Here is a 24,525-nt window from a genome sequence, read left to right on the forward strand (position 1 = left end):
GGGCGGGCGTCAGCGGCGTGCTGGCGCGCACCGCACCGTCCGCAAAGGGTTCGATCCGCGCGCGGGCCACCGCACCGGCCTGTGCGTAGCCGGTCAGGACGATGCCGGGGGCAACGGAACGGGGACCAATCCCGCCCACGACCAGCGCGGCGGGGGCGTCCCGCCCGGCATCGAGCGCCAGCCGCTGTTCGACCAGCAGGTGAATCGGCACTTGGCGAATCGGTCGCCAGTCGATTCCGACCGCCATCTCGCGCCCGATGCCCTTTGACGGCGCGGACAGGCGCAGGCTGGCGGCCACGGCGCCCTGCGAATCGAGTCTTCGCAACAGGCGAATGCCCCCTTGCGTCCCGCCCAGTTGTCCGCCGGGCAGCAACGCCTGGCCTCCTTCACGAATGACGGCCCACAGGCTGGCGCTCCACCGTCGCGGCGGGGCGGGGGATTCGGGCAGCAGCGCGACACGCGGCGAAAACGCTATGACGGACGGTGCCGATACCAGGATCGGCATGTTCCGGACCGGTGCTTGCGCGGCCGGGATCCGGGGAAGTCGCGCAGGACTGGGAGTCGAGGGTATCGATCGTGACACACGCATCATCCCGATTCGTGCCGGCGGTGTCTCGGGCTGACGTTGGGCCGGACCACGAATGGCGATTGGGGCCGTATGGGGTTTGGTGCGCTTGACGGGCATCACCGCTATCTCGACGGCCGGGTCGGAGGGCAGGAGAAAGGCGATGCGGCCCAGCGTCCACAGCCCGACGACTCCCCCCAGGAATCGTAAAGGGCGTCCGCTCATGATTGCGGTGACAGGTCGGGGAAGTGATGGCTCGTCTTGTCCCAGGCGGGCACGCCGCCGCGCAGCACATGGATATAACGGATCAGGGCGCGGGGGATCGCCGCCAGCGCCACGAAATTGCCGATGACGAATCGCGGCACCGACCATAGGGCCTCCCGCCAGCCATAGGCGCGGCCCGTGAACATCATGCGAATGGTCAGCCGCCATGCGAGCAGCACGGCATTGATCCCGAACAGGATATGCAGACCGGAATCGACCGGCGGCAAGGGCGTGTCCGCGATCCAGTGAATCGACACGGCCAGCGCATCGGCGGTCATGCCCAGATAGGCCGCCGCCAGCACCAGCATCGCGACCGGCCCCCGCCGATCGCGTAGCCGCCACCAATGATCCCCCAGCGCCATCGCCCGCCCCCAGCCGGTACGATCCCAGCCGATCAGCGCGATGCCCGTCATCCACCGCGCCTTTTGCCGGACGGCGGCCACCAGGGTCGCGGGGAAATAGGCACGGACCGCCACCACGCCGCCTCGTGTTCCATCCGCGACCCGGGCGAACAATCCCTCGCCGCCGAGTTCGGCGATCCGCAGGCCGAGTTCGTAATCCTCGGTCAGGCTGGTCGCATCGAACGGATCGCCCCCGCGCGACTCGGCGATCCGTCCCAGCATGGTCGGGGACAGGGCGCAGCCGGTGCCCGCCAGCGGCATGCCCGCCCCGATCCAGGTGCGGACGACCAACTGCTTGATGTGGCTTTCGGCGAACTCGTCGGCATAGTGGCCGGACACCAGGCGCGATCCCGGTACAACCAGCGGCAGGACCGGCAGCTGCACCACCGCCCGTTCCTCGATCAGTGAATCGAAGACCGCCAGCTCGTCCGGATGCACGACATCCTCGGCATCGTGCAGGACGATCGCCTTGGCCCGAAACCCCTCTGCCGCAATGTCGCGCTGGAGCGCGTGCCAAAGCGTGTTGAGACAATCGGCCTTGGTCGTCGGGCCATCGCGCGCGCCGATGACCAGACGGACCCGGTCATCGCGTTCGGCCATATCGGTCGCCGCCGCGATGGTGGCCGGGTCATTGGGGTAGAGCCCGACATACAGGCGATAATCGGGATGTCGGAATCGTGCGAGCGCGGTGGACAGCATCGCGCCGATCACCACCGCCTCATCCCAGGCCGGGGTGAAGACGATCATGCGTCCCGGCTGTCGGGGTTCGGGTAGCGCATGGCTGCGGATCGGCGTGACGGGGCCCTTTATCAGCCGCCTGAGGACATAGAGAAGATCGACCAGAAGATCATCCAGCCCCCCGATCAACAATCCGACCGCCGCGAACAACAACAGTTCCCGCGCAACGACTTCGATGATCGCCGTCATAGTCCCCATTCGGCTTCCCCCGATGCCGATCCTTAGTGTGCCTGTCCGAAATGGTCCGATCAATAGCTGGCATGATGGCCATTCTGGCGTGATTGTCCCTGGGGAAAGGCCTGTCACTTGCCATTTTTCCCGCAAAATCAGTGTGTCGGCCCGGGCGGGTGGTTGCACCCTCTGCTGCGGTGCAACATATGGGGGACGAAAGGATATCCCATGGCCCGGACATTTCCCCCCGGCATCGTCCATACCGCGCTGGCGGTGGGTGGTTTTGCGATCGGCACGACCGAATTCGCCGCGATGAGCCTGGAGCCCGATCTGGCGCGCGGCCTCGGCATCGATGCGCCGACGGCGGGGCATGTCATCAGCGCCTACGCGCTGGGTGTGGTGGTGGGCGCGCCCCTGCTGGCGGTACTGTCGGCCAAGCTGGCGCGGCGCACGCTGCTGATCGCGTTGATGCTGATGTTCGCACTGGGCAACGGCCTGTCGGCGATGGCGCCCGATTATCACTGGATGCTGTTCTTCCGATTCCTCAGCGGGCTGCCGCATGGCGCCTATTTCGGGATCGCGGCGCTGGTCGCGGCCTCGCTCGTCCCCGAGTCGCGGCGGACGGTGGCGGTCGGGCGGATCATGCTTGGCCTCACGGTCGCGACGGTGATCGGCGTGCCGCTGGCGCAGATGCTGGGGCAGTGGCTCAACTGGCGCTGGGTGTTCGGCGTCGTCGCGGCGCTCGCCCTGTTGACCGCGACCCTGGTCGCCATCGCCGCGCCGCATGACCGGCCCGACGAGGGCGCGAGCATCCGTCGCGAACTCGACGCGCTGAGCAAGGGGCAGGTCTGGCTGACCCTGGCCATCGGGGCGATCGGCTTTGGCGGGATGTTCGCGGTCTATACCTATCTGGCGGCGACCCTGACCGAGGTCACGGGCGCGTCCGCCGCCATGATCCCGCTGGTGCTGGCCGTGTTCGGACTGGGCATGACGATCGGCAATATCGTGGTGCCGCGCTTTGCCGATCGCGCGCTGATGCCGACGGCGGGCGGCCTGCTGCTCTGGTCGGCGGCGATGCTGGCGCTCTATCCGCTGGCGGCGGCGAGCCTGTGGACGATCCTGCCCATCGTCTTTGCGATCGGGCTGGGCGGGGCACTGGGCACGGTGCTCCAGACGCGGTTGATGGACGTCGCGGGCGAAGGGCAGGGGCTTGCCGCCGCGCTCAACCATTCGGCATTCAACACCGCCAATGCCATCGGTCCCTGGGCGGGCGGTCTGGCCATCGCCAACGGGCTGGGCTGGACCTCGACCGGCTATGTCGGGTGCGGGCTGGCGCTGGGCGGGTTCGTGATCTGGCTGATCGCGATGCGCTTCGGCGGGGCTGGCGTGACGGCGGATCGATCGAACCGCCCGGTGCTATCGCACTGAGGCTCTGCACCACCGCGCCGTTGCACACCAAGGCGTGCATCCCTCCCCAGCACGGGGAGGGCGATCACTTCAGGCTGGCGGTCACCCCGTCGATGACGAACTGCACCGCCAGTGCGGCGAGAAGCACGCCCAGCACGCGGGTGATGACCGCCTCGATCTTCGCACCCAGAAGCCGCATCAGCGGCCCCGCCGCCAGCAGCGCGACGAGCGTCAGGAGCAGGATCGACACCATCGCGCCCAAGACCACGATCGAGGCCTGGAGCCCCGAATTGCGGCTCATCAACAGCATGACGGTCGCGATCGAGCCGGGGCCTGCGATCATCGGCATCGCCATGGGGAAGATCGACACGTCCTCCGCCTCGTGCGGATCGTCCGCGACCTTGGCCGCGCGGTCCTCGCGCCGCTGGGTGCGCTTCTCGAACACCATCTCCAGCGCGATCAGGAACAGCATGATGCCGCCCGCGATGCGGAACGCCGCCATCTCGATGCCCAGGCCATGCAGCAGCGCCTCGCCGAACAGGGCGAAGACGAACAGGATGACCGAGGCGACCATGACCGCGCGGATCGCCATCGCCCGACGATGCTGCGGCGTCGCGCCCGCCGAGAGTCCCGCATAGATCGGCGCGCAGCCCGGCGGATCGATCACCACGAAGAAGGTGATCAGCGAGGAGATATAGAGTTCGAGCACGGCCTTACAGCGCCGTCTGGTCGATCGCGACGCCCTCGCGCCGTCCTGCCGAGACCAGCGTGTTGCGCAGCAGGACCGCGATCGTCATCGGCCCGACGCCGCCGGGCACCGGGGTGATCGCACCCGCACGCTCGGCCGCCGCCTCATATTCGACATCGCCGACCAGACCCGTCTCGGTACGGTTGATGCCGACATCGATGACGCTGGCGCCGGGCTTGATCCATTCGCCCTTGACCAGGCCGGGCACGCCGACCGCCGCTACGACGATATCGGCGCGGCCGACCACCTCGGCCAGGTTGCGGGTGCGGCTGTGCGCGACCGTCACCGTGCAGCTTTCGCCGAGCAGCAGCTGCGCCATCGGCTTGCCGACGATGTTGGAGCGGCCGACGACCACCGCGTCCATGCCCGACAGGCTGGGGTGGATGCTCTTGAGCAGCATCAGGCAGCCGAGCGGGGTGCAGGGCACGAAGCCCTCGCTGCCCGTCGCCAGCCGTCCGGCGTTGACCGGGTGGAAACCATCGACGTCCTTGTCGGGGTCGATCGCCTGGATCACCGCCTGCGCGTCGATCTGGCCCGGCAGCGGCAGCTGGACGAGGATGCCGTCGACGGTCGGATCCTGGTTGAGCTGCTCGACGAGCGCCAGCAGCGTCGCCTGGTCGGTATCGACGGGCAGGCGATGCTCGATGCTTTCCATGCCCGCCTCGCGCGTCGCCTTGCCCTTGGAGCGGACATAGACGCTGGAGGCCGGGTCCTCGCCGACCAGCACGACCGCCAGCCCCGGCGCGCGGCCGGTGGCTTCACGGAAGGTCGCGACCTGGGTGGCGATGCGGGTGCGGAGGCCGGCGGCGAACGCCTTGCCGTCGATGATCGTGGCGCTGTTCATGGGCACTCGCCATAAAGTGCCTGCGCGATACGCGCCAGTGTATGCGGGTCGCCCGCGACGTGGAGCCGCTTCAACCGTGCGGTATCGCCTGCGACGATGCTGACCGCCCGCTTGGCCACCCCGAAATGCTTGGCGACCAGCGGGATCAGCGCCGCATTGGCCGCGCCGTCGACCGGCGGTGCGGACAGCCGGGCGGCGAAATGCTCATCCGTGCCCGCGCTCAGCGCGTCGCGCCCGCCGCGCGGCGTGACCCGGACCGCGATCCGGATCCCGTCATCGCATGGGGTCCAGGCGGGCATCAGCCGACGACGACCGCGCCCCCGTACATCGCATTGGCGATCGCGGTATCCAGGACCTTGCCCAGGATGATGACCGCCAGCAGGACGACCATCGGCGACAGGTCGAGCGCGCCGAAATCGGGCAGGATACGCCGGATCGGGCGATAGAGCGGATCGGTCATCTTCTGCAGCGCGTACCAGACCGACCGGATGAAATCATTCGAGGTGTTGATGACGTTGAACGCGATCAGCCAGGACAGGATCGCCTGCACGATGATGATCCACCAGACGACATTGAGCAGAATCTGAAGAATCTGAAGGATGAGGACCAACGTGGGGGCTCCCGAAGACGGATTTCGCCATATCTAGGGTAGGACGCGCTTGGGGGCAATAATCGTGCGCGGCGATCCTGACGCAGGCGGAACGAAGCCCTCGGTCGCGCGTCCCGTCATCATGATACAGGATAGGGGATGGCCGCGCTGGACGCGGGGCGTGGTGGCGCTGCTGATCGGGTTGCCCCTGCTTTTCCTGCTGATCCTGGCGGTGTTTCCCTGGGGGCTTTTGCGCGACGCGGTGTGCCGCGCGGCGACCGAGCGGTTCGGGCGGCCGGTGACGATCGGATCGGTCCACCGGGGCGACGGCATCGGCTTTCATCCGACGATCGCGGTCGAGGACCTGACGATCCCGCAGGCCGGTTGGGCCGGTCAGGGCGATTTCGCGCGGGTGAAGCGCGCGGAAATCCGCTTCTCGGTCTGGCCCTTGCTGCGCGGTGCCTTTGTCCCGGAGGATATTCGCGTGTCCGGGCTTCGTCTGGCGCTGGTCCGCGACAAGCAGGGCCGCACCAACTGGTCACGCCCCGGCGAACCCGAGGAAGGCGGCAGCGCGACCGATCTTCAGGGGCTGACCGTCACCGATGGCGTGGTCAGCTATCGCGACGCCAAGGAGGATCGGCAGGCGGTGCTGAACGTCGCTGCCGACCCGGATCGCGGCGTACGGGCCGAGGGTCAGGGCAAAGTGCGCGGCGCGCCCGTCCGCATCGCCTTTACCGGCGCGGCGGTGAAGCCCGGCCGCTGGCCCTTCACTGCCGATATCACCGGCGAGCAGCTGGTGATGAAGGCGGTCGGCACGATGGACCGGCCGCTCGACACCGATGCGATGACGCTGGACCTGACGGCGAAGGCCGACGACCTGAAGCGGATCGACGCGGTGATCGAGGCGGGGCTGTTCCAGACCCGCCCCGTCCAGCTGACCGCGCATGTCCGCCACGAACGCCCGCGCTGGACGATCACCGACCTGAAGGGGCGCATCGGCCGTTCCGACCTGCGCGGGCGGCTGACCGTCGACAAGAAGGACGGCCGTACGCTGCTGGACGGAGAGGTGACGGCGGGGCAGCTCGATTTCGACGATCTGTCCTCGGCACAAGGGCGCGCCGAGGCCGCCGCGCTCGAACGCCGGATCGGACCGCGACTGGTGCCCAATACGCGGATCGACATCGGCAAGATCGATACCACCGACGGCACCATCCGCTTCAGGGTCGGCCGGGTGGTCAGTGCACAAGGTGCCTCGCCGATCACAGGGCTCGCCGGGCGGATGACGATGGACCATCAGTTGCTGACCATCGGCGACATCCGCATGTCCCTGCGCGAAGGCGTGGTGACGGGCCAGGCGGTGATCGACCAGCGGAACGGGGCGAAGGTGCCGAAACTGTCGGTCGACCTGCGGCTGCGCGGCGCGAGCGTCCTGTCGCTGTCGGGCGAGACGCGGATCACCGGCCATGTCGGCGCGCGCGCCAAGCTGGTGGGCGTGGGAGAGACGGTGCGCGCGGCGATCGGGCGCGCGGATGGGCGTATCGGGCTGGTCGTCGCCAACGGGACCCTGCCCGATCGCTATGCGACGGCGCTGGGCTTCGACGCGGGGGCGGCGTTCATGGGCGACAGCGGCAAGGCGACCCTGCGCTGCCTGGCGCTGGGCGTGGCCATGACGAACGGAACGGGCCGCGCCGATCCGCTGATCGTCGATACCTCGCGCAGTCGGCTGGACGGGACGGGGACGGTCCATTTCCCCGACGAGCGACTGGCGCTGCGGCTGACCGGCGCGCCGAAACAGGACGCGACGCTCCGGCTGGCGGGCGCGGCGACGGTCGGCGGAACGATCGAGCAGCCGGACCTGGTGATCCCGAAGGAGGTGAAGTCGGTCGGCAATATCTTCAAGTCGATCGGCCGTGCGATCACCGGCGATACCGGGCCGAAGGCGCAGAATGCGGCCTGCGGGGCGCTGGCGCGGCAGGTGTTGCGGTAAGCCAGCCCGCCCAACCTCCGTTCGGCCTGAGCGAAGTCGAAGACCAAGGGAATCGGGCAACCAAGCATCCCTCTTGGCGAGCGTTCCAGCGTGGCCTTCGACTTCGCTCAGGCTGAACGGAGGGATGGGTTTATTGGCCTTCCGCTTTCAACGGCCGCGCGAGCAGCGCCCCGATCACCTCACCCACGGCCGCGCCCTCCAGCAACCGGCACACCGCCTCGCACACCGGCATGTCCACACCGGCCTCCGCCGCCGCCTGTCGCAGCACGGGCGCGGTGAACGCGCCTTCCGCCACGGTCCGCCGATCGGCCAGCAATTCCGCCGCCGACCGCCCCTGCCCCAGCCCGACGCCCAGCGAGAAATTGCGCGAGGCTGTCGAGGAGCAGGTCAGCACCAGATCGCCCAGCCCCGACAGGCCCACCAGCGTCTCGGCCCGGCCGCCGCGTGCGAGGCCGAACCGCGTCATCTCGGCAAAACCGCGCGCGATCAGCGCGGCGCGGGCATTCTGGCCCAGCCCCGCGCCCTCCACCACACCACAACCGATAGCGAGCACGTTCTTGATCGCGCCGCCGATTTCCGCGCCCGTCACGTCGTCGGTGGCATAGGGCCGGAAATGCGGCGCCGCGAGGCGCGCGGACAGGGCCTTGCGCAGCTCGGGGTTCTCGCACGCCAGCGTCACCGCCGTCGGCAGCCCCGCCGCCACCTCATGCGCGAAGGTCGGGCCGGACAGCACTGCGATCGGCGCGTCGGGGTGGATCGCCCGCGCGACCTCGCCGACCAGCCGCCGGGTCCCCGCCTCGATCCCCTTGGAGCACAGGACCAGCGGCTTGGGGCCCACCGGCATCGTGGCCAGCACCGCGCCCACCGCCTGCGCGGGCGTCACGACCAGCAGGGCATCCATCTCGGCCATCGCGGCCGGATCGCTCACCGCTTCGATGCTCGGAGAAAGGACAATGTTCGGCAGATAGAGCGGGTTCGCGTGCGTGGTATTGATCGCCTCGGCCACCGCTGGATCGCGCGCCCAGAGCCGTACCGGCCGGTCGCCATGCGCCGCCACCTGCGCCAGCGCGGTGCCCCAGGCGCCCGCGCCGATCACCCCGATCTTCATGCCTTCACCCCCGCGCCGCGCACCGCTTCCGCCGCCGGATCGAGCGGCCAGCGCGCCCGTGCGGGCGTGTCGAGCGGATCGGTCAGCCCTTCGCGGAATCGCTCGACACCCGCCCAGGCGATCATCGCGGCATTGTCGGTGCACAGCCAAAGCGGCGGCGCGACGAAGCGCAGGCCATGCTCGGCCGCCAGCCCCTCCAGCGCGCCCCGGATCACGCCGTTCGCCGCGACCCCGCCCGCGACGACCAGCGCGGTGACGGGCGGGACATTGGCCAGCGCACGCCGGGTCCGGTCGAGCAGGCAGTCGACCACCGCCTGCTGGAAGGAGGCGGCGATATCCTCGGGCGAATGATGGCCGATGGCGCGCGCCACCGCGCTCTTGAGCCCTGCAAAGGAGAAATGCGGCTCCGCCGAACCCTTCAACGGACGCGGCAACGGCACCGCATATGGATTGCCCTCCCGCGCCGCCGCCTCGACACGCGGGCCACCGGGATAGCCGAGACCGAGCAGCTTGGCGGTCTTGTCGAACGCCTCGCCCGCCGCATCGTCGATCGTCGTCGCCATCCGGCGATAGCGCCCGACCCCCTCGACCAGCAGCAGCTGGCAATGCCCGCCCGACACCAGCAGCAGCAGATAGGGATAGGCCAGTTCGCGGTCCGACAGGCGCGGCGACAGGGCATGGCCCTCCAGATGGTTGACCGCGATCAGCGGCTTGCCCGCCGCATGGGCCAGCGCCTTGCCGGTGACCAGCCCGACCATCACCCCGCCGATCAGCCCCGGCCCCGCCGTCGCCGCGATCGCGTCGACATCGGACAGGCTCACCCCCGCATCGGCGAAGGCGGCGGCGACCAGCGGCTCCATCGCCTCGACATGCGCGCGCGCCGCGATTTCGGGGACGACGCCGCCGAACGGGGCATGCGCCGCCTCCTGCCCCAGCAGCCGGTGCGCCAGCACGCGGCCGTCATCGGTGACAAGCGCGGCGGCGGTCTCGTCGCACGAGGATTCCAGTCCCAGGATCAGCATGGGTCCTCCATACCCGCCCGCTCACAACTTGTCGAAGGGGGTCGGTTTACGGCAAAGGCGGACACATGGTTCGTTTCCGGCTCGGTACGCGCGGTTCGCCGCTGGCCCTCACCCAGGCGCATATGGTGCGCGCGGCGCTGGCCAGCGCGCAGGGGTGGAGCGAGGACGCGGTCCAGATCGTGCCGATCAAGACCACCGGCGACCGAGTGCAGGACCGCGCGCTGGCCGAGATCGGCGGCAAGGCGCTGTGGACCAAGGAGCTGGACCGCGCGCTGTACGACAGAGAAATCGATGCGTCGGTCCATTCGATGAAGGATGTCGAGACGATCCGCCCCGACTGGCTGCATATCGCCGCGATGCTGCCGCGCGCCGATGTCCGCGACCGGCTGATCGGCGCGGAGACCATCGCCGAGCTGCGCCCCGGCGCGGTGATCGGCACCAGCAGCCCGCGCCGCCGCGCCCAGATGCTGTCGCACAGGCCCGACCTGACCATCACGCTGCTGCGCGGCAATGTCGACACGCGGCTGGCCGCCGTGGCGAACGGCGATGTGGATGCGACGCTGCTCGCCGCCGCCGGGCTCGACCGGCTGGGGCGAGAGGTCGGCCATGCGGTGCCGACCGACCAGATGCTGCCCGCCCCCGCACAAGGGGCGGTCGGGATCGAGACGCGCGCCGACGATGCCGCCGCGACCATGCTGATCGCCTCGATCGACCATGCCGAAACCCATGCCTGCGTGATGGCCGAGCGGTCGCTGCTCGCGGCCCTGCAGGCGGATTGCCACAGCCCGGTCGCGGCGCTCGCCTCGCTGGCGGGCGAGATGCTGACCCTGCGCGCCGAATTGCTGGCCGAGGACGGATCGTCGCGGGTCGGCGGATGGGTCGAGGGGGCGAAGGACGAAGAACTCGGCGCGCGACTGGCGGTCGATCTGCTCGAACGCGCGGCCCCCGAAGTCCGCCGCCTGTTCGCCGGGGGCTGAGCCCGTGGCGGTCGTCGTCGTTCGGCCCGAACCCGGTCACGCCGCGACGATCGCCGCCCTGCACGCGGCGGGGCTGGACGCGATGTCGCTGCCGCTGTTCGCGGCGCATGCGGTCGAATGGATGCCGCCCGAACCTGAGACGTTCGATGCGCTGCTCTTCACCAGCGCACAAGGGGTGCGGCTGGCCGGATCGGCGCTCGATCCGCTGCGTCACAAGCCCGCGATCGCGGTCGGCCCCGCCACCGCCGCCGCCGCGCGGGAGGCCGGGCTGTCGGTGGTGCTGACCGGCACGCAGGATGCCGCGTCGGTCGTCGCCCAAGCCCGGTTGGAGGGATATGCGCGGCTGCTCCATCTGGCGGGTCGTGATCGGGTCGAGACGGGGGCGATGACCCGCATCGTCTATGCCGCCGATCCCGCGGGCATCGCGCCGGATGCGATCGCCGCGCTGGCGGGGCAGATCGTGCTGCTCCACTCCGCCCGCGCCGCCGCGCGTCTGGCCGAACTGGTCGAACAGGCGGGCCTGTCCCGCGCCGCCATCGCGCTGGTCGCGATCAGCGCCAAGACGGCGGCGGCGGCGGGCCCGGGTTGGCAGGCGGTCGTCATCGCGACGGCTCCGCGCGACGATGCCATGGTCGCCGCCGCGCGGGCGTTGACCGCAGCCGCCGCCACGGGGATAAGCGGGGCATGAACAATTTCGCGCCTTCCGACCGACCGCCGACGCGCGGCCCCCGAAAGGGCGCGATCGTCGCGCTGGTCCTGATCGCCTTTGTCGCCGGTATCCTGCTGATGGCCTATGCCATGCGCAACCTGTCCTGGTTCGACACCGATGGCACCGCGACGCAGGCCGTCACTGCCAAGCCCGGCGGCACCGGCGGCACCGTGAAGGAAGCGCCGCGCACCGATCCCATGGCGCTGGCCACGCGCGAGGCGCAACTGGCCGCGCAGCTCGCCGCGCTGGAAACACGCGCCGCCACGCTGTCCACCGACGCCACGGCGGCGGGTGCGCAGGCAGGCCGCGCCGAGTCGATCCTGGTTGCCGCCGCCGCGCGCCGTGCGGTCGATCGCGGCCAGCCGCTCGGCTATCTGGAGGAGCAGTTGCGCACCCGCTTCGGCACCAGCGAACCGCGCGCCGTCACCGTCCTGGTCGTCGCCGCGCGCCAGCCGGTGACGCTGGAGACGCTGCGCCAGGGGCTCGACACGCTGGCCCCCGATCTGGTCGTGAGCGGCGGCAATGGCTGGTGGGAAGGGCTTCGCCAGGAACTGGCCCGCCTGATCGTCATCCGAGAGGCCAATGCCCCCTCGACGAACCCCGCCGACCGACTGGCGCGGGCGCGCCGTCTGCTCGACGGTGGACAGGTCGATGCCGCCCGGGTCGAGGTCGCGCGCCTGCCCGGCGCCGCCGCCGCCCAAGCCTGGCAACAGGCCGCCCTGCGCTATGTCCGCGCGCGCCAGGCGCTCGACCTGATCGAGAATGCCGCGCTCGTCACCCCGCCCGCGCCGCCCCCTGCGCCCATCGTGACGACCCCGGTGCCGGGTACCCCGCCCGCCGACACGCCCGACACGACCACGGCCCAGACGAACCCACAGGATAGTCCACAGGCTTCTCCACAGGCCGCCCCCGCTACGCCGACCATCTGAAATACTGTCCATCCGGGAAATTCCCGGATGCCGATCGTCAGGCGCCCGGTACAGACGGATATCGATGACGGCGCCGCTCAGCCCCTCTTTTGCCCCCCGGCCTGCTGCGCCTGAGCCTTTCGACACGCTCGGCCTGCGGATGTTCTGGCCCCGGCGGCAGGACTGGCCGGCGCTCGCTTTCTATGCGGTGGGGTTCGCCGTCCTGCACCGCATGGCGGCCTATTGGGGCGGCAGCGGTTTCTATTCGCTCTGGTTTCCGGCGGCCGGGCTGCGGCTGGCGCTGCTCTGGCGGCTGGGGCCTCGGCTGACCCCGGCGATTGCGCTGGTGGAGATCGCGGTCGACGTCACCCTGACCCCGGCGGTGCTGGCGGGCGTGCCCTGGACCGTCGCGGTCTGGGGTATCGCACGCCCGGTGCTGGCCTATGGCGCGACGGTCGCGGCCATCGGCTGGCTGGCGGAGCGGCGGGGGGCGGCCTTGCTGACCGCGCCGATGCCGCTGGGGCTGGCGCTGGTGCTCGCCCCGTTGGCGGCGGCGTTGAGCGCGGTGCCCCAGGCGCTGACCAGCCCGGAACTGACCGGCGTATCCAGCCCGCGCGAGGTGATCGTGTCGCTCGCCGCCTTTACGGTCGGCGACCTGCTCGGCACCCTGTTCATTGCGCCGCCGCTCCTATGGATCGCCGACGCGGTGTCGGGCCGGGCCCGCTGGCGCTGGCCGCTGCCCTCTCTGTTCGCGGCGGTGGAGACGGCGGGAATATTGGGGCTGGGCATCGGCCTTGCCCGGCTGCTCGACCAGGCGGAGCTGGGGATGCAGCCCGCGCCGGTGCTGGTCGCGGTGGCGTGGATCGGGTTGCGCTTCGGGCGTGCCGCCGCCTGGGGCGCGCTGCTCGTCGTGGTGCTGCGCGTCCTGCCCGACACGGCGGGCGCGATGGACACGCCCGAGCGGCTACAGCGGCACCTGGCGCTCGCGACCATCGTCGTCACCGGCTATCTGGCGGGCAGCTTCGCCGATGCGCAGGCCACCGCCCGCGCCATGTTGGAGCGGCGCGACCGGCTGCTCTTCCAGGCCGAACGGCTGAAGACGTTGCGCGCCATGTCGGTGGCGGTGATCCATGAGGTCAGCCAGCCGCTGTCCACCTTGGCCATCGAGGCGCGCCACCTGCACCAGCTGACCGCCGGGCGGGGGGACGAGATCGCGGACGGCGCCGCGCTGATCGATCGCAAGGCGGAGCATCTGGCGACGCTGATCCGACGCCTGCGCCGGTTCGGCGGCCATGCCGAGGGCGCGCCGCAGCCGCTGGCGCTGGCCGCGCTGGTCGACATGGTGGCGACGCTGGCCGAGGCGGAGGCTCGCGAGGCGGGCGTCGCGCTCGTCATCGCGCCGGTCGATCCGGCTTGGCAGGTGATGGCGCAGGAGGTCGAGCTGGCACAGGCGGTGATGAACCTCGTCCGCAACGCGGTGCAGGCCGCACAGGGCGATGCCGCCCCCGATCCCGTCACGCTTAACGTCGCCGCCGACGACGCCCATGTCGTGATCCATGTCGTCAATCGCGTGGCCGCTCGGCCGGTCGCGCGTGACGGTATGGGCATCGGCACCCATGTCGCGCGCGCCATCGTCGAGGCGCATGGCGGCACCCTGACCCGGATGCGTGGGCCGGACGGCCTAGTCCACGCCGCCCTGTCGCTTCCCCTGATCGAGACCCGCTGATGCCCTTTCGTTCGCCCGATCCCGCGGCTCCCGCCACCGTCCATGTGCTGGACGACGATGCCGATCTGGGGGCGGCGGTCGCGCGGATGCTGACCCGGCAGGGTTTCGTCGCCAAAGCCTTTGCCGATCCCGCCGCGCTGCTCGCCGCCTATCCCGGCCAAGCCGCGCACGCCGTCGTCACCGATGTGATGATGGGCGAGTGGCACGGGTTCGACTTTGCCGAGCGGTTGCGCGCGCTCGATGCCCATGTCGCCATCCTGTTCATGACCGCCTGGCCGAGCACGGCCCATGCGGTCGATTCGGTCCGGCGGCATGGCGGCGTCGATTATCTGGACAAGCCGATCGACGAGGCGCGGCTCTGCGCGTCGTTGCGCGACGGTGTCGCCTGGTCGACCGGGAGCCGCGCATCCGCCCGGCGGCTGGGCGACCTGTCGCCGCGCGAGCGGCAGGTGTTCGACCTGATGGTGCAGGGCCATGGCAACAAGGCGATGGCGGGGCTGCTCGGCCTGTCGCCCAAGACGATCGAGGATCACCGGGCGGCGGTGTTCCTGAAAACCCAGACGCAAAGCGTGGCGCAGCTGATCGCGCTGTCCCGCTGATCGACTTGCGATGAAGCGAGGAGCACGGCGCGGGGGGAACGCGTTGACCGGCATCGTTCCTGTCGGAGGCTTCGCCGTGATTCGTCCCGCATTCCGCATGACCCGATGGCTGGCGGGTGCGCTGGTCCTGCCGCTCGCCGCCTGTGGCGGGGGAGGCGAGCCGGAGCGCAACATGGTGACGGCGGCCCCTTCGCCCGTTGCCGATGCGACAGCTGCGGCCGAGCCGACCCGCACCAACCTGCCCGCGCCGATCAAGACCGGTGCCACCAGCGCCCCGGATGCGGTCCTGTCCTGCTCCGCCGAGCGCGGACAGGCGGCGGCGCAGCGGCTGGTGAATATCTGCACCTCGGTGTCGCCCGCCACCCATCCGCCGTGCAACGCGGTCAACAGCTGCGCGATCATCGAGGACGAGATCGCCCGGTCCTGTGCGCTGTTGGGCGACGATGCGGGCAAGACGGCGGGCTGCGCGGTCGATCCCAAGAGCGATGCGGCGGCGGCCGATGTCGTCCGCCGCTATTATTCGGCGATCAACGCGCATGACTATGGCACCGCCTGGACACAATGGGGCCCGGACGGCCGCCCCGGCCAGCGCTTCGCCGATTTCCAGAAGGGCTTTGCGAACACCCGCGCGACCAGCGTGACGATCGGCCGCATGCCCCCCAGCGAGGGCGCGGCGGGGTCGATCTATGCGACCGTACCGGTGACGGTGAACGCGCAGCTCGACGACGGGCGGCAGCAGCGCTTCGTCGGGCAATATGTGGTGCGGCGGGTCAACGACGTGCCGGGGGCCAGTGCCGAGCAGCTGCGCTGGCATATCGATTCGGCGATGTTGAAGCCTGCGACCTGAGCCTGATCGAGGGCTATGGGAATGGCTCTCGCAGTGCACGCCCGACGGCTGCCCCAAACCCTTAAACCGGATGCCCCTCGGTATCGCGCAGCACTTCGCGCCGCCCGACATGGTCGGGACGGCTGACGATGCCGTCGGTCTCCATCCGCTCGATCAGGCGCGCGGCAGAGTTATACCCGATCCGCAACTGCCGCTGGAGCCAGGAGGTCGAGGCCTTCTGGCTTTCGCACACCAGCTGGATCGCCGCGCGATATTGCTGGTCCTCGGCCGAATCCTCGCCGGTCGGTGCGCCGTCCAGCGCGAAGCTCTCCGCCGGTTCCTCGGTGACCGACGAGATATAGTCGGGCTGTCCCTGCGCGCGCCAGTGATCGGCGACGCGGTGCACCTCGTCGTCCGAGACGAAGGGGCCGTGGACGCGGACAATACCCTTGCCGCCGGGCATGTAGAGCATGTCGCCGCGCCCCAGCAGCTGTTCGGCCCCTTGCTCGCCCAGGATGGTGCGGCTGTCGATCTTCGAGGTGACGTGGAAGCTGATGCGGGTCGGCAAATTCGCCTTGATGACGCCGGTGATGACGTCGACCGACGGACGCTGCGTCGCCATGATCAAGTGGATGCCCGCCGCACGCGCCTTTTGCGCCAGACGCTGGATCAGGAATTCGACTTCCTTGCCCGCCGTCATCATCAGGTCGGCCAGTTCGTCGACGATCACGACGATCTGGGGCAGCGGTTCATATTCGAGCTTTTCCTCCTCATAGACCGGCTGGCCGGTCTCCGGATGATAGCCGGTCTGGACCTTGCGGCCGAGCGGCTGGCCCTTGGCCTTGGCCGCGCGTACCTTGTCGTTGAAGCTGGCGAGGCTGCGCACCCCGACCGAAGACATTTGCCGATAGCGGTCCTCCATCGTCTCGACCGCCCATTTCAGCGCGCGGACCGCCTTGGCCGGATCGGTGACGACCGGCGACAGCAGATGCGGGATGTCGTCATACATCGACAGTTCCAGCATCTTCGGGTCGATCATGATCATCCGGCACTGTTCGGGCGTCAGGCGATAGAGCAGCGACAGGATCATGCCGTTCAGGCCGACCGACTTGCCCGAACCCGTCGTACCCGCGACCAGCAGGTGCGGCATCGGCGCCAGATCGGCGACCACTGAGTCGCCCGCGATGTTCTTGCCCAGGATGATTGGCAGCTGCGCGGCCTGGTCGGCGAAGCTCTGCGACGCGACCAGTTCGTGCAGCGACACCATCTCCCGCTTGGGGTTGGGCAGCTCGATGCCGATGACGTTGCGCCCCGGAATCACCGCGACACGCGCCGAGATCGCCGACATGTTACGCGCGATATCGTCGGCCAGCGCGATGACGCGGTTGGCCTTGATGCCGGGCGCGGGCTCCAGCTCGTACATGGTGACGACCGGGCCGGGGCGGACCTCGACGATCGAACCCTGGACGCGGAAATCGTCGAGCACATTCTCCAGCAGCCGGGCATTGCGCTCCAGCGCCGCCTTGTCGATCTGTCCGGCGGGCGAGGGGGGGGCAGGCGTCAGCAGGTCCAGGCCGGGCAACTGATAGGGCGCATCGCGATCGGCCGCCGTCTTGGGCTTGGCAGGCGCAGGCGCGACCTGCCGGTCGGCGATGACGGGGGCGGGGCGATCCTCGCGCACCGGCACCGCCTTGCGGGCCAGCGTCAGCGGTTCCTCATCCTCGTCGTCTTCGTCGTAAAGCGCCTCGTCCTCATCGTCCCAGGGCAGCGCCTCGCCATCCTCGCTCACCGCCCGGCGGCGGCGCAGGCGCGCCAGGCCGCGTTCGGCGATGTCGAGTTCCAGGCTGCGACCCCAGATCAGCGCGCCGCCCAGCCCGAAGGCCAGGCCGATCGCCACCGATCCCCAGGTCACGACCGCCGCCTGGCCCGAAAATTCCAGCGCCCAGCGGACGAGGCCCGCCACCGACAGCCCGATTACGCCGCCCCATCCCGCGGGCAGCGCCAGCACCGCCGAGTCGGACACGAAGGACAAGGCACAGGCCATCAGCGCAACGCCAAGCACCGCCTGGCGCAGCATCTTCACCCAGCGGCCCGCCGGACGGTCGCGCCACAACCGGGTCGCGATAATTGGACCGACCGGCAGGATCAGCGCCACGGCGGGGCCGAACAGGGTCAGCACGATATCGGCGATCCAGGCGCCGGGATGCCCCATCCAATTGGCCGGGGCCGCGCCCGAAGCGGTGTTGAGCGCAGGATCGCTCGCCCGGTAGCTGGCGAGCGCCAGCACCAGCATCAGCGTTACGGCAAACAGGATGAGCGCGGCGACCAGCGCACCGCTGCGCACCGCACCCGCCTTCACCGTCTCGCGCCATAAAACCGGCTGCGCGCGGCTGGCCATGGGTCTTGTCCTTCAGGAAGTCGCAAAAATCCGGGAAAAATCCCGGAAAATTCATCGCCTCTGGCGGTTCCTACGTCAAGGCGCGGGGGGCGACACCCGCATTGTTTGCGACCGCGTGACGGTCTAGGAGCATGGACATGGATAGCGACGTCATCATCCTCGGCGGCGGCCTGGTCGGCGCGACTCTGGGTGTCGGTCTGGCCGCGCATGGCCTGTCTTCGATCATCGTCGATCCCGCCGATCCGGCGGTCGTGCTGGCCCCCGGCTTCGACGGGCGCGCCTCGGCGGTCGCCTCAGCCAGCTGGCGGATGCTGGACGCGATCGGCATCGGCGCGAAGCTGGCGGGCAAGGGCTGCGAAATCCGGCATATCCGGGTCAGCGACGGGCTGGAGCCCGGCAAGCTCGATTTCATCCCCGACGCCGATGACGGCGCGCTGGGCACGATGTTTGAGAACAAGCTGCTCCGCCGCGCGATCCATGAGGCCGCGAACGAGGCCGAACTGGTGGACCTGCGCATGCAGACCCGCGCCGTATCGGTCGAGCGCGGCCCGGCGGGCGTCGCCGCGACCTTGAGCGACGGCACCACCGTCCGCGCGCCGCTGCTGGTCGCCGCCGAAGGCCGCCAGTCACCGACTCGCGACGCGGCAGGGATCAAGGTCGCGCGCTGGTCGTACGACCATAAGGCGATCATCAGCGCCTTCCACCACGAGGTCGCGCACGAGAATATCGCGTTCGAGATCTTCTACCCCAGCGGCCCCTTCGCGCTGCTGCCCTTGCCGGACGATGAGATCGGCCACCGCTCGGCGATCGTCTGGTCGGTGTCGGGGCGGGACGGCGATGCGATGCTGAAACTGTCCGACCGTGCCTTCCTGGCCGAGGCGGAGAAGAGCATGGGCGGGTTCCTGGGCAAGCTGAGCCATGCGAGCCCTCGTTCCGCCTATCCGCTGGGCTTCCACCGCGCTGCGACGATGACCGGCGAGCGGCTGGTCCTGGTCGGCGACTCGGCGCATGGCATCCATCCGATCGCGGGCCAGGGGGTCAATCTGGGCTATCGCGACGTCGCCGCGCTGGTCGAGGTGCTGGTCGAGGGCAAGCGCACCGGCCTGGACCTGGGCGATGCGGCCTTGCTGCAGCGTTACCAGCAGTGGCGCGGGCTCGACACGCTGATGGTGTCGGTCGCGACCGACGGCTTCAACCGCATCTTCAGCATACCCGGCAAGACCGCCAGCGCGGTCCGGCGGCTGGGCATCACCGCGATCGATCATATCCCGCCGCTGAAGAACCGCTTCATGGCCGAAGCGCGCGGCGAGACGGGGCAGCTGCCGCGCCTGTTGCAGGGCGTGATGGTGTAATTCGGACGGGCTGGTCCGATTCGGAAGTGCTGGTCCGAAGAGTACCTGCCCTCCCCCATTCCCTCCCGCTTGCGGGAGGGGGGCGTTTCTTGGCTGGCCTTGCGCGCGCCTCATGCCACGCCCCTCCCGCAGGCGGGAGGGGATGGGGGAGGGAAAGCCCCAAGTGACGCGCCCAGCGATGACATCTTACGGGATACCAAAAGCCAGGTCCGGCGTTTGGCAGCTCATGATCCCTGGGCCTGACCATCCCACCCGTCCGCTCCGAACCCCGATCCGCGACCGCCGCCAAGCCGGTGTAGTCCGCGCCATGGCCGCCGCGCTGGGCGTGGTCCTGCTATCGCTGCTGGTCGGATGGACCCTCGGCCATCCGCTCTCCCCCACCGACCGGATGCTGCGCGCGGTGGCGGCGTCCACCGTGGCCGCGCTGTGGCTGGCGGCGACGATCGGCCATGTGGCGGCGCTGCGGTTCGAATCGCCCGCCGATATCGATGCGGCGGCCAGCGGCAGCCCTGATTCGCCGCGCGTCGCGATGGCGCAGGCGGTGTTGCGCAACACGCTGGAGCAGGTGGTTGTGGCGATCCCGTCCTATCTGGCACTGGCCTGGGTGGTGGAGGGATCGGGCGCGATGATCCCGATGCTGGCCGCGCTGTTTTCAGTCGGGCGGACGCTGTTCTGGGCCAATTACGCACGCGGTGCGGTGGCGCGGGCGTTCGGCTTTGCGCTGGGCTTTTATTCCAGCGTTGCAGGCTTGGCCATCGTGCTGGTGACGTTGGTCGGGCGGTTGATCTGATCCTCCCCGGCACGGGGAGGTGGCAGGCCGCAGGCCTGACGGAGGGGGGGCTTCCGCGCAGGACACCCCTTGCGGCACGCCCCCTCCACCAGCTTCGTGTTCGAGCGAGATTGTGCCCCCGGCACAATCTTGGTTTGCTGGGGGCAGACCAAAGCTCGAACACCCCCTCCCCGCGAGCGGGGAGGATTTAAAGTTCGCGCGCTTCCTCGATCAGCATCACCGGCACGCCGTCGCGGATCGGATAGGCGAGGCCCGCCGCCTCCGACACCAGTTCCTGCCGTTCCTCGTCATAACGCAGCGGCGTCCGCGTCACCGGGCAGACCAGGCGTTCTAGCAACCATGGGTCCAGGCTCATTGCAGCGTCACCCGATCCTCGCCGTCATGGCGACCGAAGAATTGCATCAGCTGGATGATCAACTCGGCGCGCTGTTCCAGGTCGGGCGCTTCGAGCAGCGCCTGCTTCGCCGCCACGTCGAACGGCGCGATCTGGGCGATGCCGTTGACCAGGCTTTCATCGTCCAGCCGCCCGACCGCGTCCCAGTCGACCGCATAGCCCTGTAGATCGGCGAAGCGCTTCGATTCCTGCTCCAGCGAGGCGCGGCGGCCGAGCGACAGCAGATCCTCGTCGATCACCGGCAGCAATTCGGCCTCGACCTGGCGGAACGGCGTCGTCACCTCCAGCTCGCGGACGATGCGGAACAGCGATACGCCTTCGAGGACGAGGTTGTAGCGGCCATCCTCCATCGCCTCGACCTCGGCGATGCGACCGACACAGCCCATCTGGTAGAGCGACGGCGTGTCCCCATCGCCCGAAGGCTGGACCATGCCGATCCGCCGGTCGCGCGCCATCGCGTCGGAGACGAGCGCCCGGTAGCGCGGCTCGAAGATGTGCAGCGGAAGCGGCATCCCTGGAAAGAGGATCGCACCCGCCAGCGGAAAGATCGAGAGCCGCGCCATGGGGCGTTATCCGAACAGGATGGCGGACAGACGCCGCCGCTGCTGCGAGACCCAGGGGTCGGTCATGCCGACCACCTCGAACAGCTTCAATAGCTGCTGACGTGCGGCATCCTCGTTCCAGCTGCGGTCCGCCGCGACGATGTGGAGCAGATTGTCCGCCGCCCCGTCGCGGTCGCCCGCCGCCATCTGCGCATTGGCCAGCGCGAACCGTTTTTCGTGATCGTCGGGGCTGGCCGCGACCTCGGCCGCCAGATCGGCATAGTCCGCCGCCGGAGGGGCCGAGCGGGCGAGCGCGATGGCGGCGATGGCCCGGTGAATGGCGGGGTCGTTCGCCAGAGCCTCGGGAAGCGCCTCGGCGGCCACCTCGGCCTCGGCGACCTGACCGGCGGCGAGCAGCGCACGGATATGGCCCGACAGCACGGCGGGATGCTCGGGTGCCATGTCGAGCAGTTGCTGGAAGATCGACACCGCGCGCTCGGCGTCACCGGCGTCGAGCACTTCCTCGCCCATCGCGATCAGCGGTTCCAGCTCGGCCGCGGCGTCCGCCGCCTCCGACTGGATCGGCAATTGCTTGAGCAGCTGGTCGAGCATCGTGCGCAGCGCGCTTTCGGTGCGCGCGCTGGTCAGGTCGGCGACCAGCTGGCCCTGGAACATCGCATAGACGGTCGGGATCGAGCGGATCTGGAATTGGTTGGCGATGAACTGGTTCTTGTCGGTGTCGATCTTGGCCAGCACGACGCCCTTGTCGGCATAGGCCTCCGCGACCTTTTCCAGCGTCGGGCCCAGCGCCTTGCACGGCCCGCACCATTCCGCCCAGAAGTCCAGGATGACCAGCTTGGTCATCGACGGCTCGACGACATCGCGGCGGAAGGCGGTGACGGCTTCCTTGTCGGCGGGCGACATTCCCAACGTGGCCAAAAGACGCTCCTTTACGTGTTGCTCGGCCCTATGTGGGCGAGCGGGTGCGGGAATGGAAGGTGGGCGCGTAAATCAGCCGTTCAGCCGTACGATCGTGCGGTCACGCCCGATCAGCGGGAGGAGCGCCGCCATGTCCGGCCCCTGCGCGCGGCCGGTAAGGGCGAGTCGCAGCGGCAGGAACAGCGTCTTGCCCTTGCGCCCCGTCGCGTCCTTCAACGCGGCGGTCAGCGTAGCCCAAGGGTCGTTCGCCCAGTCGATCTGCCCCGCGACCTCGGCCGCCTGCGCCAGATAGGCGCGGTCGTCCTCGGCAGGCTCGGGGGCCTCGACCGGCCCCTCGATCACCTGCCACCAGTTGGCGGCTTCGGCGACGGTGTTGAGGTTCGGACGCACCGCTTCCCATTCCGCCGCGCCCATGCCGGACGGCAGGCGATCGGCGACGGCCTCGAACGGCGTCTGGTGCAGGATGCGCGCGTTCAGCTGCGCCAGTTCCGCCTCGTCGAACCGCGCGGGCGCGCGGCCGAAGCGCGAGAAATCGAACCCGGCGATCAGCGGCGCCATGTCGGCGACCGGCTCGACCGGATCGCTGGTCCCGATCCGCGCGAGGAGGGCGCGCACCGCCTGCGGCTCGATGCCGATCTCGCGAAAGTGATCGACGCCCAGCGAGCCGAGTCGCTTGGACAGCTTGCCCTCATTGCCGGTCAGCAGCGCGGCATGGGCGAAGCGCGGCAATTCGGCCCCCAGTGCCTGGAACATCTGGATTTGAAGCGCGGTGTTGGACACGTGATCCTCACCGCGCACGACCTGGGTCACGCCCATGTCGATATCGTCGATGACGGAAGGCAGCATATAGAGCCATGTCCCGTCGGCGCGGCGGATCACCGGATCGCTCATCGTCGCGGGGTCGAAGCGCTGGGGGCCGCGCACGGTGTCATCCCACTCGATCGCCGCACCATGATCCAGCTTGAAGCGCCAATGCGGACGCACGCCTTCGCCTTCCAGCTTGGCGCGATCGTCTTGCGTCAAGGCGAGCGCGGCGCGGTCATAGACCGGCGGCAGGCCGCGCCCGAGCTGAATCTTGCGCTTCAGGTCGAGTTCCTGCGCCGTCTCATAGGCGGGATAGACATGGCCGCCCGCGACCAGTTCGGCGAAACGCGACTCATACAAGGCGAAACGCTGCGACTGGCGCACCTCGGCATCGGGGATCAGCCCCAACCAAGCCAAATCCGCCCGGATCGCATCGACATAGCGTTCCTCGCTCCGCTCGGCATCGGTATCGTCGATGCGCAGCAGGAAGCGCCCGCCGGCCTTTTGCGCGTACATCCAGTTGTGCAGCGCGGTGCGAATATTGCCGACATGCAGCCGCCCGGTGGGCGAGGGAGCGAAACGGGTCACGGTCATGGTGCTCGCCCATAATCGGGGAATCACCTTTGCGCTATTGTGACAGCGCGATTAAAGGGGCCGCGACTACGGGCTGTCTGCGGGGACGGGGTACGACCATGAAATTGATGACCGGCAATTCGAACCTGCCGCTGGCGAAGGCGATCTCCTCCTATCTGGAGGTGCCGCTGACGGAGGCGCTGGTGCGCCGCTTCGCCGATGAGGAAATCTTCGTCGAGATTCAGGAGAACGTGCGCGGCGAGGACGTGTTCGTGATCCAGTCGACCGGCTATCCGGTCAACGACAACCTCATGGAATTGCTCATCATGATCGACGCGCTGAAGCGCGCGTCGGCCAGCCGCATCACGGCGGTGATCCCCTATTTCGGCTATGCGCGCCAGGACCGGAAGCCGGGTCCGCGCACGCCGATCTCGGCCAAGCTGGTGGCGAACCTCATCACCGTCGCGGGCGCCGACCGCGTCCTGTCGGTCGATCTCCATGCCGGTCAGATTCAGGGATTTTTCGATATCCCGACCGACAATCTTTATGCCGCGCCGGTCATGTCGGCGGACATATTGGCGCGCTTCAAGAACGACAACCTCATGGTCGTGTCGCCCGACGTCGGCGGCGTGGTCCGTGCGCGCCAGCTCGCCAAGCGGCTGAACAACGCGCCGCTGGCGATCGTCGACAAGCGCCGCGAGCGCGCGGGCGAGTCGGAGGTGATGAACATCATCGGTGACGTCGAGGGGCGCTTCTGCATCCTGATCGACGATATCGTCGACTCGGCGGGCACGCTGTGCAACGCGGCCGCCGCCCTGCGCCAGGCGGGGGCCGAGGACGTCGTCGCCTATGTCACCCACGGCGTGTTGTCGGGTGGCGCGGTGGCGCGAGTCGACGGCTCGGAACTGCGCGAGCTGGTCATCACCGACTCGATCGGCAATCACGAGTCGATCAGCGGCACCGGCAAGATCCGCCACCTGCCGATCGCCCCGCTGCTGGGCGAGGCGATCAAGCGCATCGCGGACGAAACGAGCGTTTCGAGCCTGTTCGATTGATTAAGGGGTAAATTGGCAATGAGCGTCTCGCTCGTGGCCTAGCCCCCACCCCAAACCCTGTTCCTTATACCCATCTGACGCTGCCGACG

General features: G+C 69.3%; 23 protein-coding genes and 1 pseudogene. 11 read left to right on the forward strand and 13 right to left on the reverse strand.

The window, feature by feature from the left end:
* Both NS355_RS05800 and NS355_RS05805 read right to left on the reverse strand, forming a co-directional pair.
* A pseudogene (locus NS355_RS05800) lies at positions 1-505 on the reverse strand (hypothetical protein); the annotation flags it as partial.
* A gap of 281 nt (positions 506-786) precedes the next feature.
* A complete protein-coding gene (locus tag NS355_RS05805) occupies positions 787-2,166 on the reverse strand; it encodes a glycosyl transferase family protein (protein WP_084787579.1) in 1,380 nt (459 codons plus the stop codon).
* A 201-nt stretch (positions 2,167-2,367) separates the two neighbouring features.
* Between NS355_RS05805 and NS355_RS05810 the strand changes: the two genes are divergently transcribed.
* The gene (locus tag NS355_RS05810; RefSeq protein ID WP_058744843.1) at positions 2,368-3,567 is read left to right on the forward strand and encodes an MFS transporter; all 1,200 of its coding nucleotides are present in this window, start codon (positions 2,368-2,370) and stop codon (positions 3,565-3,567) included.
* Between the two features lie 64 nt (positions 3,568-3,631).
* Here NS355_RS05810 and NS355_RS05815 read toward each other — a convergent pair whose 3' ends face one another.
* From NS355_RS05815 to NS355_RS05830, 4 genes are read right to left on the reverse strand one after another with little or no spacing between them, the layout of a single operon-like run.
* Entirely contained in the window at positions 3,632-4,255 is a 624-nt protein-coding gene (locus NS355_RS05815; RefSeq protein ID WP_042486983.1) for a MarC family protein, read from the reverse strand.
* Between the two features lie 4 nt (positions 4,256-4,259).
* Positions 4,260-5,138, reverse strand: coding sequence for a bifunctional methylenetetrahydrofolate dehydrogenase/methenyltetrahydrofolate cyclohydrolase FolD (folD, locus tag NS355_RS05820; protein WP_058744844.1), 879 nt, complete (start codon positions 5,136-5,138; stop codon positions 4,260-4,262).
* Positions 5,135-5,437 carry a DUF167 domain-containing protein gene (locus NS355_RS05825; protein ID WP_058744845.1) on the reverse strand — a complete coding sequence of 101 codons (303 nt, stop codon included), beginning with the start codon at positions 5,435-5,437 and terminating at the stop codon, positions 5,135-5,137. Before NS355_RS05825 ends, folD begins: the two co-directional genes overlap by 4 nt.
* Positions 5,437-5,748: a YggT family protein gene (locus tag NS355_RS05830; protein WP_042486994.1), complete on the reverse strand. Its 312-nt coding sequence runs from the start codon at positions 5,746-5,748 to the stop codon at positions 5,437-5,439. Before NS355_RS05830 ends, NS355_RS05825 begins: the two co-directional genes overlap by 1 nt.
* 64 nt (positions 5,749-5,812) lie before the next feature.
* Here NS355_RS05830 and NS355_RS05835 point away from each other — a divergent pair, with 64 nt between their 5' ends.
* Positions 5,813-7,714 (forward strand): AsmA family protein, encoded by a 1,902-nt coding sequence (locus tag NS355_RS05835; protein WP_244489575.1) that lies wholly within the window; start codon positions 5,813-5,815, stop codon positions 7,712-7,714.
* 130 nt (positions 7,715-7,844) lie between these two features.
* Here NS355_RS05835 and NS355_RS05840 read toward each other — a convergent pair whose 3' ends face one another.
* Both NS355_RS05840 and tsaD read right to left on the reverse strand, forming a co-directional pair.
* Positions 7,845-8,822, reverse strand: a complete 978-nt coding sequence (locus tag NS355_RS05840; protein WP_058744846.1) for an NAD(P)H-dependent glycerol-3-phosphate dehydrogenase — start codon at positions 8,820-8,822, stop codon at positions 7,845-7,847.
* Positions 8,819-9,844, reverse strand: a complete 1,026-nt coding sequence (gene tsaD / locus NS355_RS05845; protein ID WP_058744847.1) for a tRNA (adenosine(37)-N6)-threonylcarbamoyltransferase complex transferase subunit TsaD — start codon at positions 9,842-9,844, stop codon at positions 8,819-8,821. Before tsaD ends, NS355_RS05840 begins: the two co-directional genes overlap by 4 nt.
* 65 nt (positions 9,845-9,909) lie before the next feature.
* Between tsaD and hemC the strand changes: the two genes are divergently transcribed.
* From hemC to NS355_RS05875, 6 genes are all read left to right on the forward strand, one after another.
* The gene (hemC, locus tag NS355_RS05850; RefSeq protein WP_058744848.1) at positions 9,910-10,821 is read left to right on the forward strand and encodes a hydroxymethylbilane synthase; all 912 of its coding nucleotides are present in this window, start codon (positions 9,910-9,912) and stop codon (positions 10,819-10,821) included.
* A 4-nt stretch (positions 10,822-10,825) separates the two neighbouring features.
* Positions 10,826-11,509 carry a uroporphyrinogen-III synthase gene (locus NS355_RS05855; RefSeq protein ID WP_058744849.1) on the forward strand — a complete coding sequence of 228 codons (684 nt, stop codon included), beginning with the start codon at positions 10,826-10,828 and terminating at the stop codon, positions 11,507-11,509.
* Positions 11,506-12,459, forward strand: coding sequence for a hypothetical protein (locus tag NS355_RS05860; RefSeq protein WP_058744850.1), 954 nt, complete (start codon positions 11,506-11,508; stop codon positions 12,457-12,459). The genes NS355_RS05855 and NS355_RS05860 overlap by 4 nt, the downstream gene beginning before the upstream one ends.
* A gap of 64 nt (positions 12,460-12,523) precedes the next feature.
* Positions 12,524-14,164 (forward strand): MASE1 domain-containing protein, encoded by a 1,641-nt coding sequence (locus tag NS355_RS05865; protein ID WP_153008080.1) that lies wholly within the window; start codon positions 12,524-12,526, stop codon positions 14,162-14,164.
* The gene (locus NS355_RS05870) at positions 14,164-14,763 is read left to right on the forward strand and encodes a response regulator transcription factor (RefSeq protein ID WP_058744852.1); all 600 of its coding nucleotides are present in this window, start codon (positions 14,164-14,166) and stop codon (positions 14,761-14,763) included. Before NS355_RS05865 ends, NS355_RS05870 begins: the two co-directional genes overlap by 1 nt.
* 76 nt (positions 14,764-14,839) lie before the next feature.
* Positions 14,840-15,610: a hypothetical protein gene (locus NS355_RS05875; RefSeq protein ID WP_153008081.1), complete on the forward strand. Its 771-nt coding sequence runs from the start codon at positions 14,840-14,842 to the stop codon at positions 15,608-15,610.
* A 61-nt stretch (positions 15,611-15,671) separates the two neighbouring features.
* Here NS355_RS05875 and NS355_RS05880 read toward each other — a convergent pair whose 3' ends face one another.
* Positions 15,672-17,987, reverse strand: a complete 2,316-nt coding sequence (locus NS355_RS05880) for a DNA translocase FtsK (protein WP_058744853.1) — start codon at positions 17,985-17,987, stop codon at positions 15,672-15,674.
* Between the two features lie 137 nt (positions 17,988-18,124).
* Here NS355_RS05880 and NS355_RS05885 point away from each other — a divergent pair, with 137 nt between their 5' ends.
* The gene (locus tag NS355_RS05885) at positions 18,125-19,339 is read left to right on the forward strand and encodes a UbiH/UbiF/VisC/COQ6 family ubiquinone biosynthesis hydroxylase (RefSeq protein WP_058744861.1); all 1,215 of its coding nucleotides are present in this window, start codon (positions 18,125-18,127) and stop codon (positions 19,337-19,339) included.
* Between the two features lie 226 nt (positions 19,340-19,565).
* Complete coding sequence (locus tag NS355_RS05890; protein WP_167345407.1) at positions 19,566-20,129, forward strand: MAPEG family protein; 564 nt, start codon at positions 19,566-19,568, stop codon at positions 20,127-20,129.
* Positions 20,130-20,316: 187 nt separating this feature from the next.
* On the opposite strand, the gene NS355_RS18160 is transcribed toward NS355_RS05890, so the two are convergent.
* From NS355_RS18160 to gltX, 4 genes are all read right to left on the reverse strand, one after another.
* Positions 20,317-20,484 carry a Trm112 family protein gene (locus NS355_RS18160; protein WP_084787583.1) on the reverse strand — a complete coding sequence of 56 codons (168 nt, stop codon included), beginning with the start codon at positions 20,482-20,484 and terminating at the stop codon, positions 20,317-20,319.
* Positions 20,481-21,086 carry an LON peptidase substrate-binding domain-containing protein gene (locus NS355_RS05895; protein WP_058717298.1) on the reverse strand — a complete coding sequence of 202 codons (606 nt, stop codon included), beginning with the start codon at positions 21,084-21,086 and terminating at the stop codon, positions 20,481-20,483. The genes NS355_RS18160 and NS355_RS05895 overlap by 4 nt, the downstream gene beginning before the upstream one ends.
* A gap of 6 nt (positions 21,087-21,092) precedes the next feature.
* A complete protein-coding gene (locus tag NS355_RS05900) occupies positions 21,093-21,989 on the reverse strand; it encodes a tetratricopeptide repeat protein (RefSeq protein ID WP_058744855.1) in 897 nt (298 codons plus the stop codon).
* 87 nt (positions 21,990-22,076) lie between these two features.
* On the reverse strand, positions 22,077-23,402 hold the full coding sequence (gene gltX / locus NS355_RS05905) for a glutamate--tRNA ligase (protein WP_058744856.1): 1,326 nt from the start codon (positions 23,400-23,402) through the stop codon (positions 22,077-22,079).
* A gap of 98 nt (positions 23,403-23,500) precedes the next feature.
* On the opposite strand from gltX, the gene NS355_RS05910 reads away from it, so the two are divergent.
* Positions 23,501-24,436: a ribose-phosphate pyrophosphokinase gene (locus tag NS355_RS05910; protein WP_058744857.1), complete on the forward strand. Its 936-nt coding sequence runs from the start codon at positions 23,501-23,503 to the stop codon at positions 24,434-24,436.
* Positions 24,437-24,525: the final 89 nt, after the last annotated feature.

The organism is Sphingomonas yabuuchiae, assembly GCF_001477495.1.
GTDB lineage: Bacteria > Pseudomonadota > Alphaproteobacteria > Sphingomonadales > Sphingomonadaceae > Sphingomonas > Sphingomonas yabuuchiae_A.

Excerpts from the sequence above, each read along its gene's own strand:
- NS355_RS05900 (WP_058744855.1), bottom strand. The coding sequence starts at position 21,989 with ATGTCGCCCGCCGACAAGGAAGCCGTCACCGCCTTCCGCCGCGATGTC.
- NS355_RS05885 (WP_058744861.1), top strand. The coding sequence starts at position 18,125 with ATGGATAGCGACGTCATCATCCTCGGCGGCGGCCTGGTCGGCGCGACT.
- NS355_RS18160 (WP_084787583.1), bottom strand. The coding sequence starts at position 20,484 with ATGAGCCTGGACCCATGGTTGCTAGAACGCCTGGTCTGCCCGGTGACG.
- gltX (WP_058744856.1), bottom strand. The coding sequence starts at position 23,402 with ATGACCGTGACCCGTTTCGCTCCCTCGCCCACCGGGCGGCTGCATGTC.
- NS355_RS05910 (WP_058744857.1), top strand. The coding sequence starts at position 23,501 with ATGAAATTGATGACCGGCAATTCGAACCTGCCGCTGGCGAAGGCGATC.
- tsaD (WP_058744847.1), bottom strand. The coding sequence starts at position 9,844 with ATGCTGATCCTGGGACTGGAATCCTCGTGCGACGAGACCGCCGCCGCG.
- NS355_RS05880 (WP_058744853.1), bottom strand. The coding sequence starts at position 17,987 with ATGGCCAGCCGCGCGCAGCCGGTTTTATGGCGCGAGACGGTGAAGGCG.
- NS355_RS05890 (WP_167345407.1), top strand. The coding sequence starts at position 19,566 with ATGATCCCTGGGCCTGACCATCCCACCCGTCCGCTCCGAACCCCGATC.
- folD (WP_058744844.1), bottom strand. The coding sequence starts at position 5,138 with ATGAACAGCGCCACGATCATCGACGGCAAGGCGTTCGCCGCCGGCCTC.
- NS355_RS05865 (WP_153008080.1), top strand. The coding sequence starts at position 12,524 with ATGACGGCGCCGCTCAGCCCCTCTTTTGCCCCCCGGCCTGCTGCGCCT.
- NS355_RS05870 (WP_058744852.1), top strand. The coding sequence starts at position 14,164 with ATGCCCTTTCGTTCGCCCGATCCCGCGGCTCCCGCCACCGTCCATGTG.
- NS355_RS05825 (WP_058744845.1), bottom strand. The coding sequence starts at position 5,437 with ATGCCCGCCTGGACCCCATGCGATGACGGGATCCGGATCGCGGTCCGG.
- NS355_RS05810 (WP_058744843.1), top strand. The coding sequence starts at position 2,368 with ATGGCCCGGACATTTCCCCCCGGCATCGTCCATACCGCGCTGGCGGTG.
- hemC (WP_058744848.1), top strand. The coding sequence starts at position 9,910 with ATGGTTCGTTTCCGGCTCGGTACGCGCGGTTCGCCGCTGGCCCTCACC.
- NS355_RS05895 (WP_058717298.1), bottom strand. The coding sequence starts at position 21,086 with ATGGCGCGGCTCTCGATCTTTCCGCTGGCGGGTGCGATCCTCTTTCCA.
- NS355_RS05805 (WP_084787579.1), bottom strand. The coding sequence starts at position 2,166 with ATGGGGACTATGACGGCGATCATCGAAGTCGTTGCGCGGGAACTGTTG.
- NS355_RS05860 (WP_058744850.1), top strand. The coding sequence starts at position 11,506 with ATGAACAATTTCGCGCCTTCCGACCGACCGCCGACGCGCGGCCCCCGA.
- NS355_RS05840 (WP_058744846.1), bottom strand. The coding sequence starts at position 8,822 with ATGAAGATCGGGGTGATCGGCGCGGGCGCCTGGGGCACCGCGCTGGCG.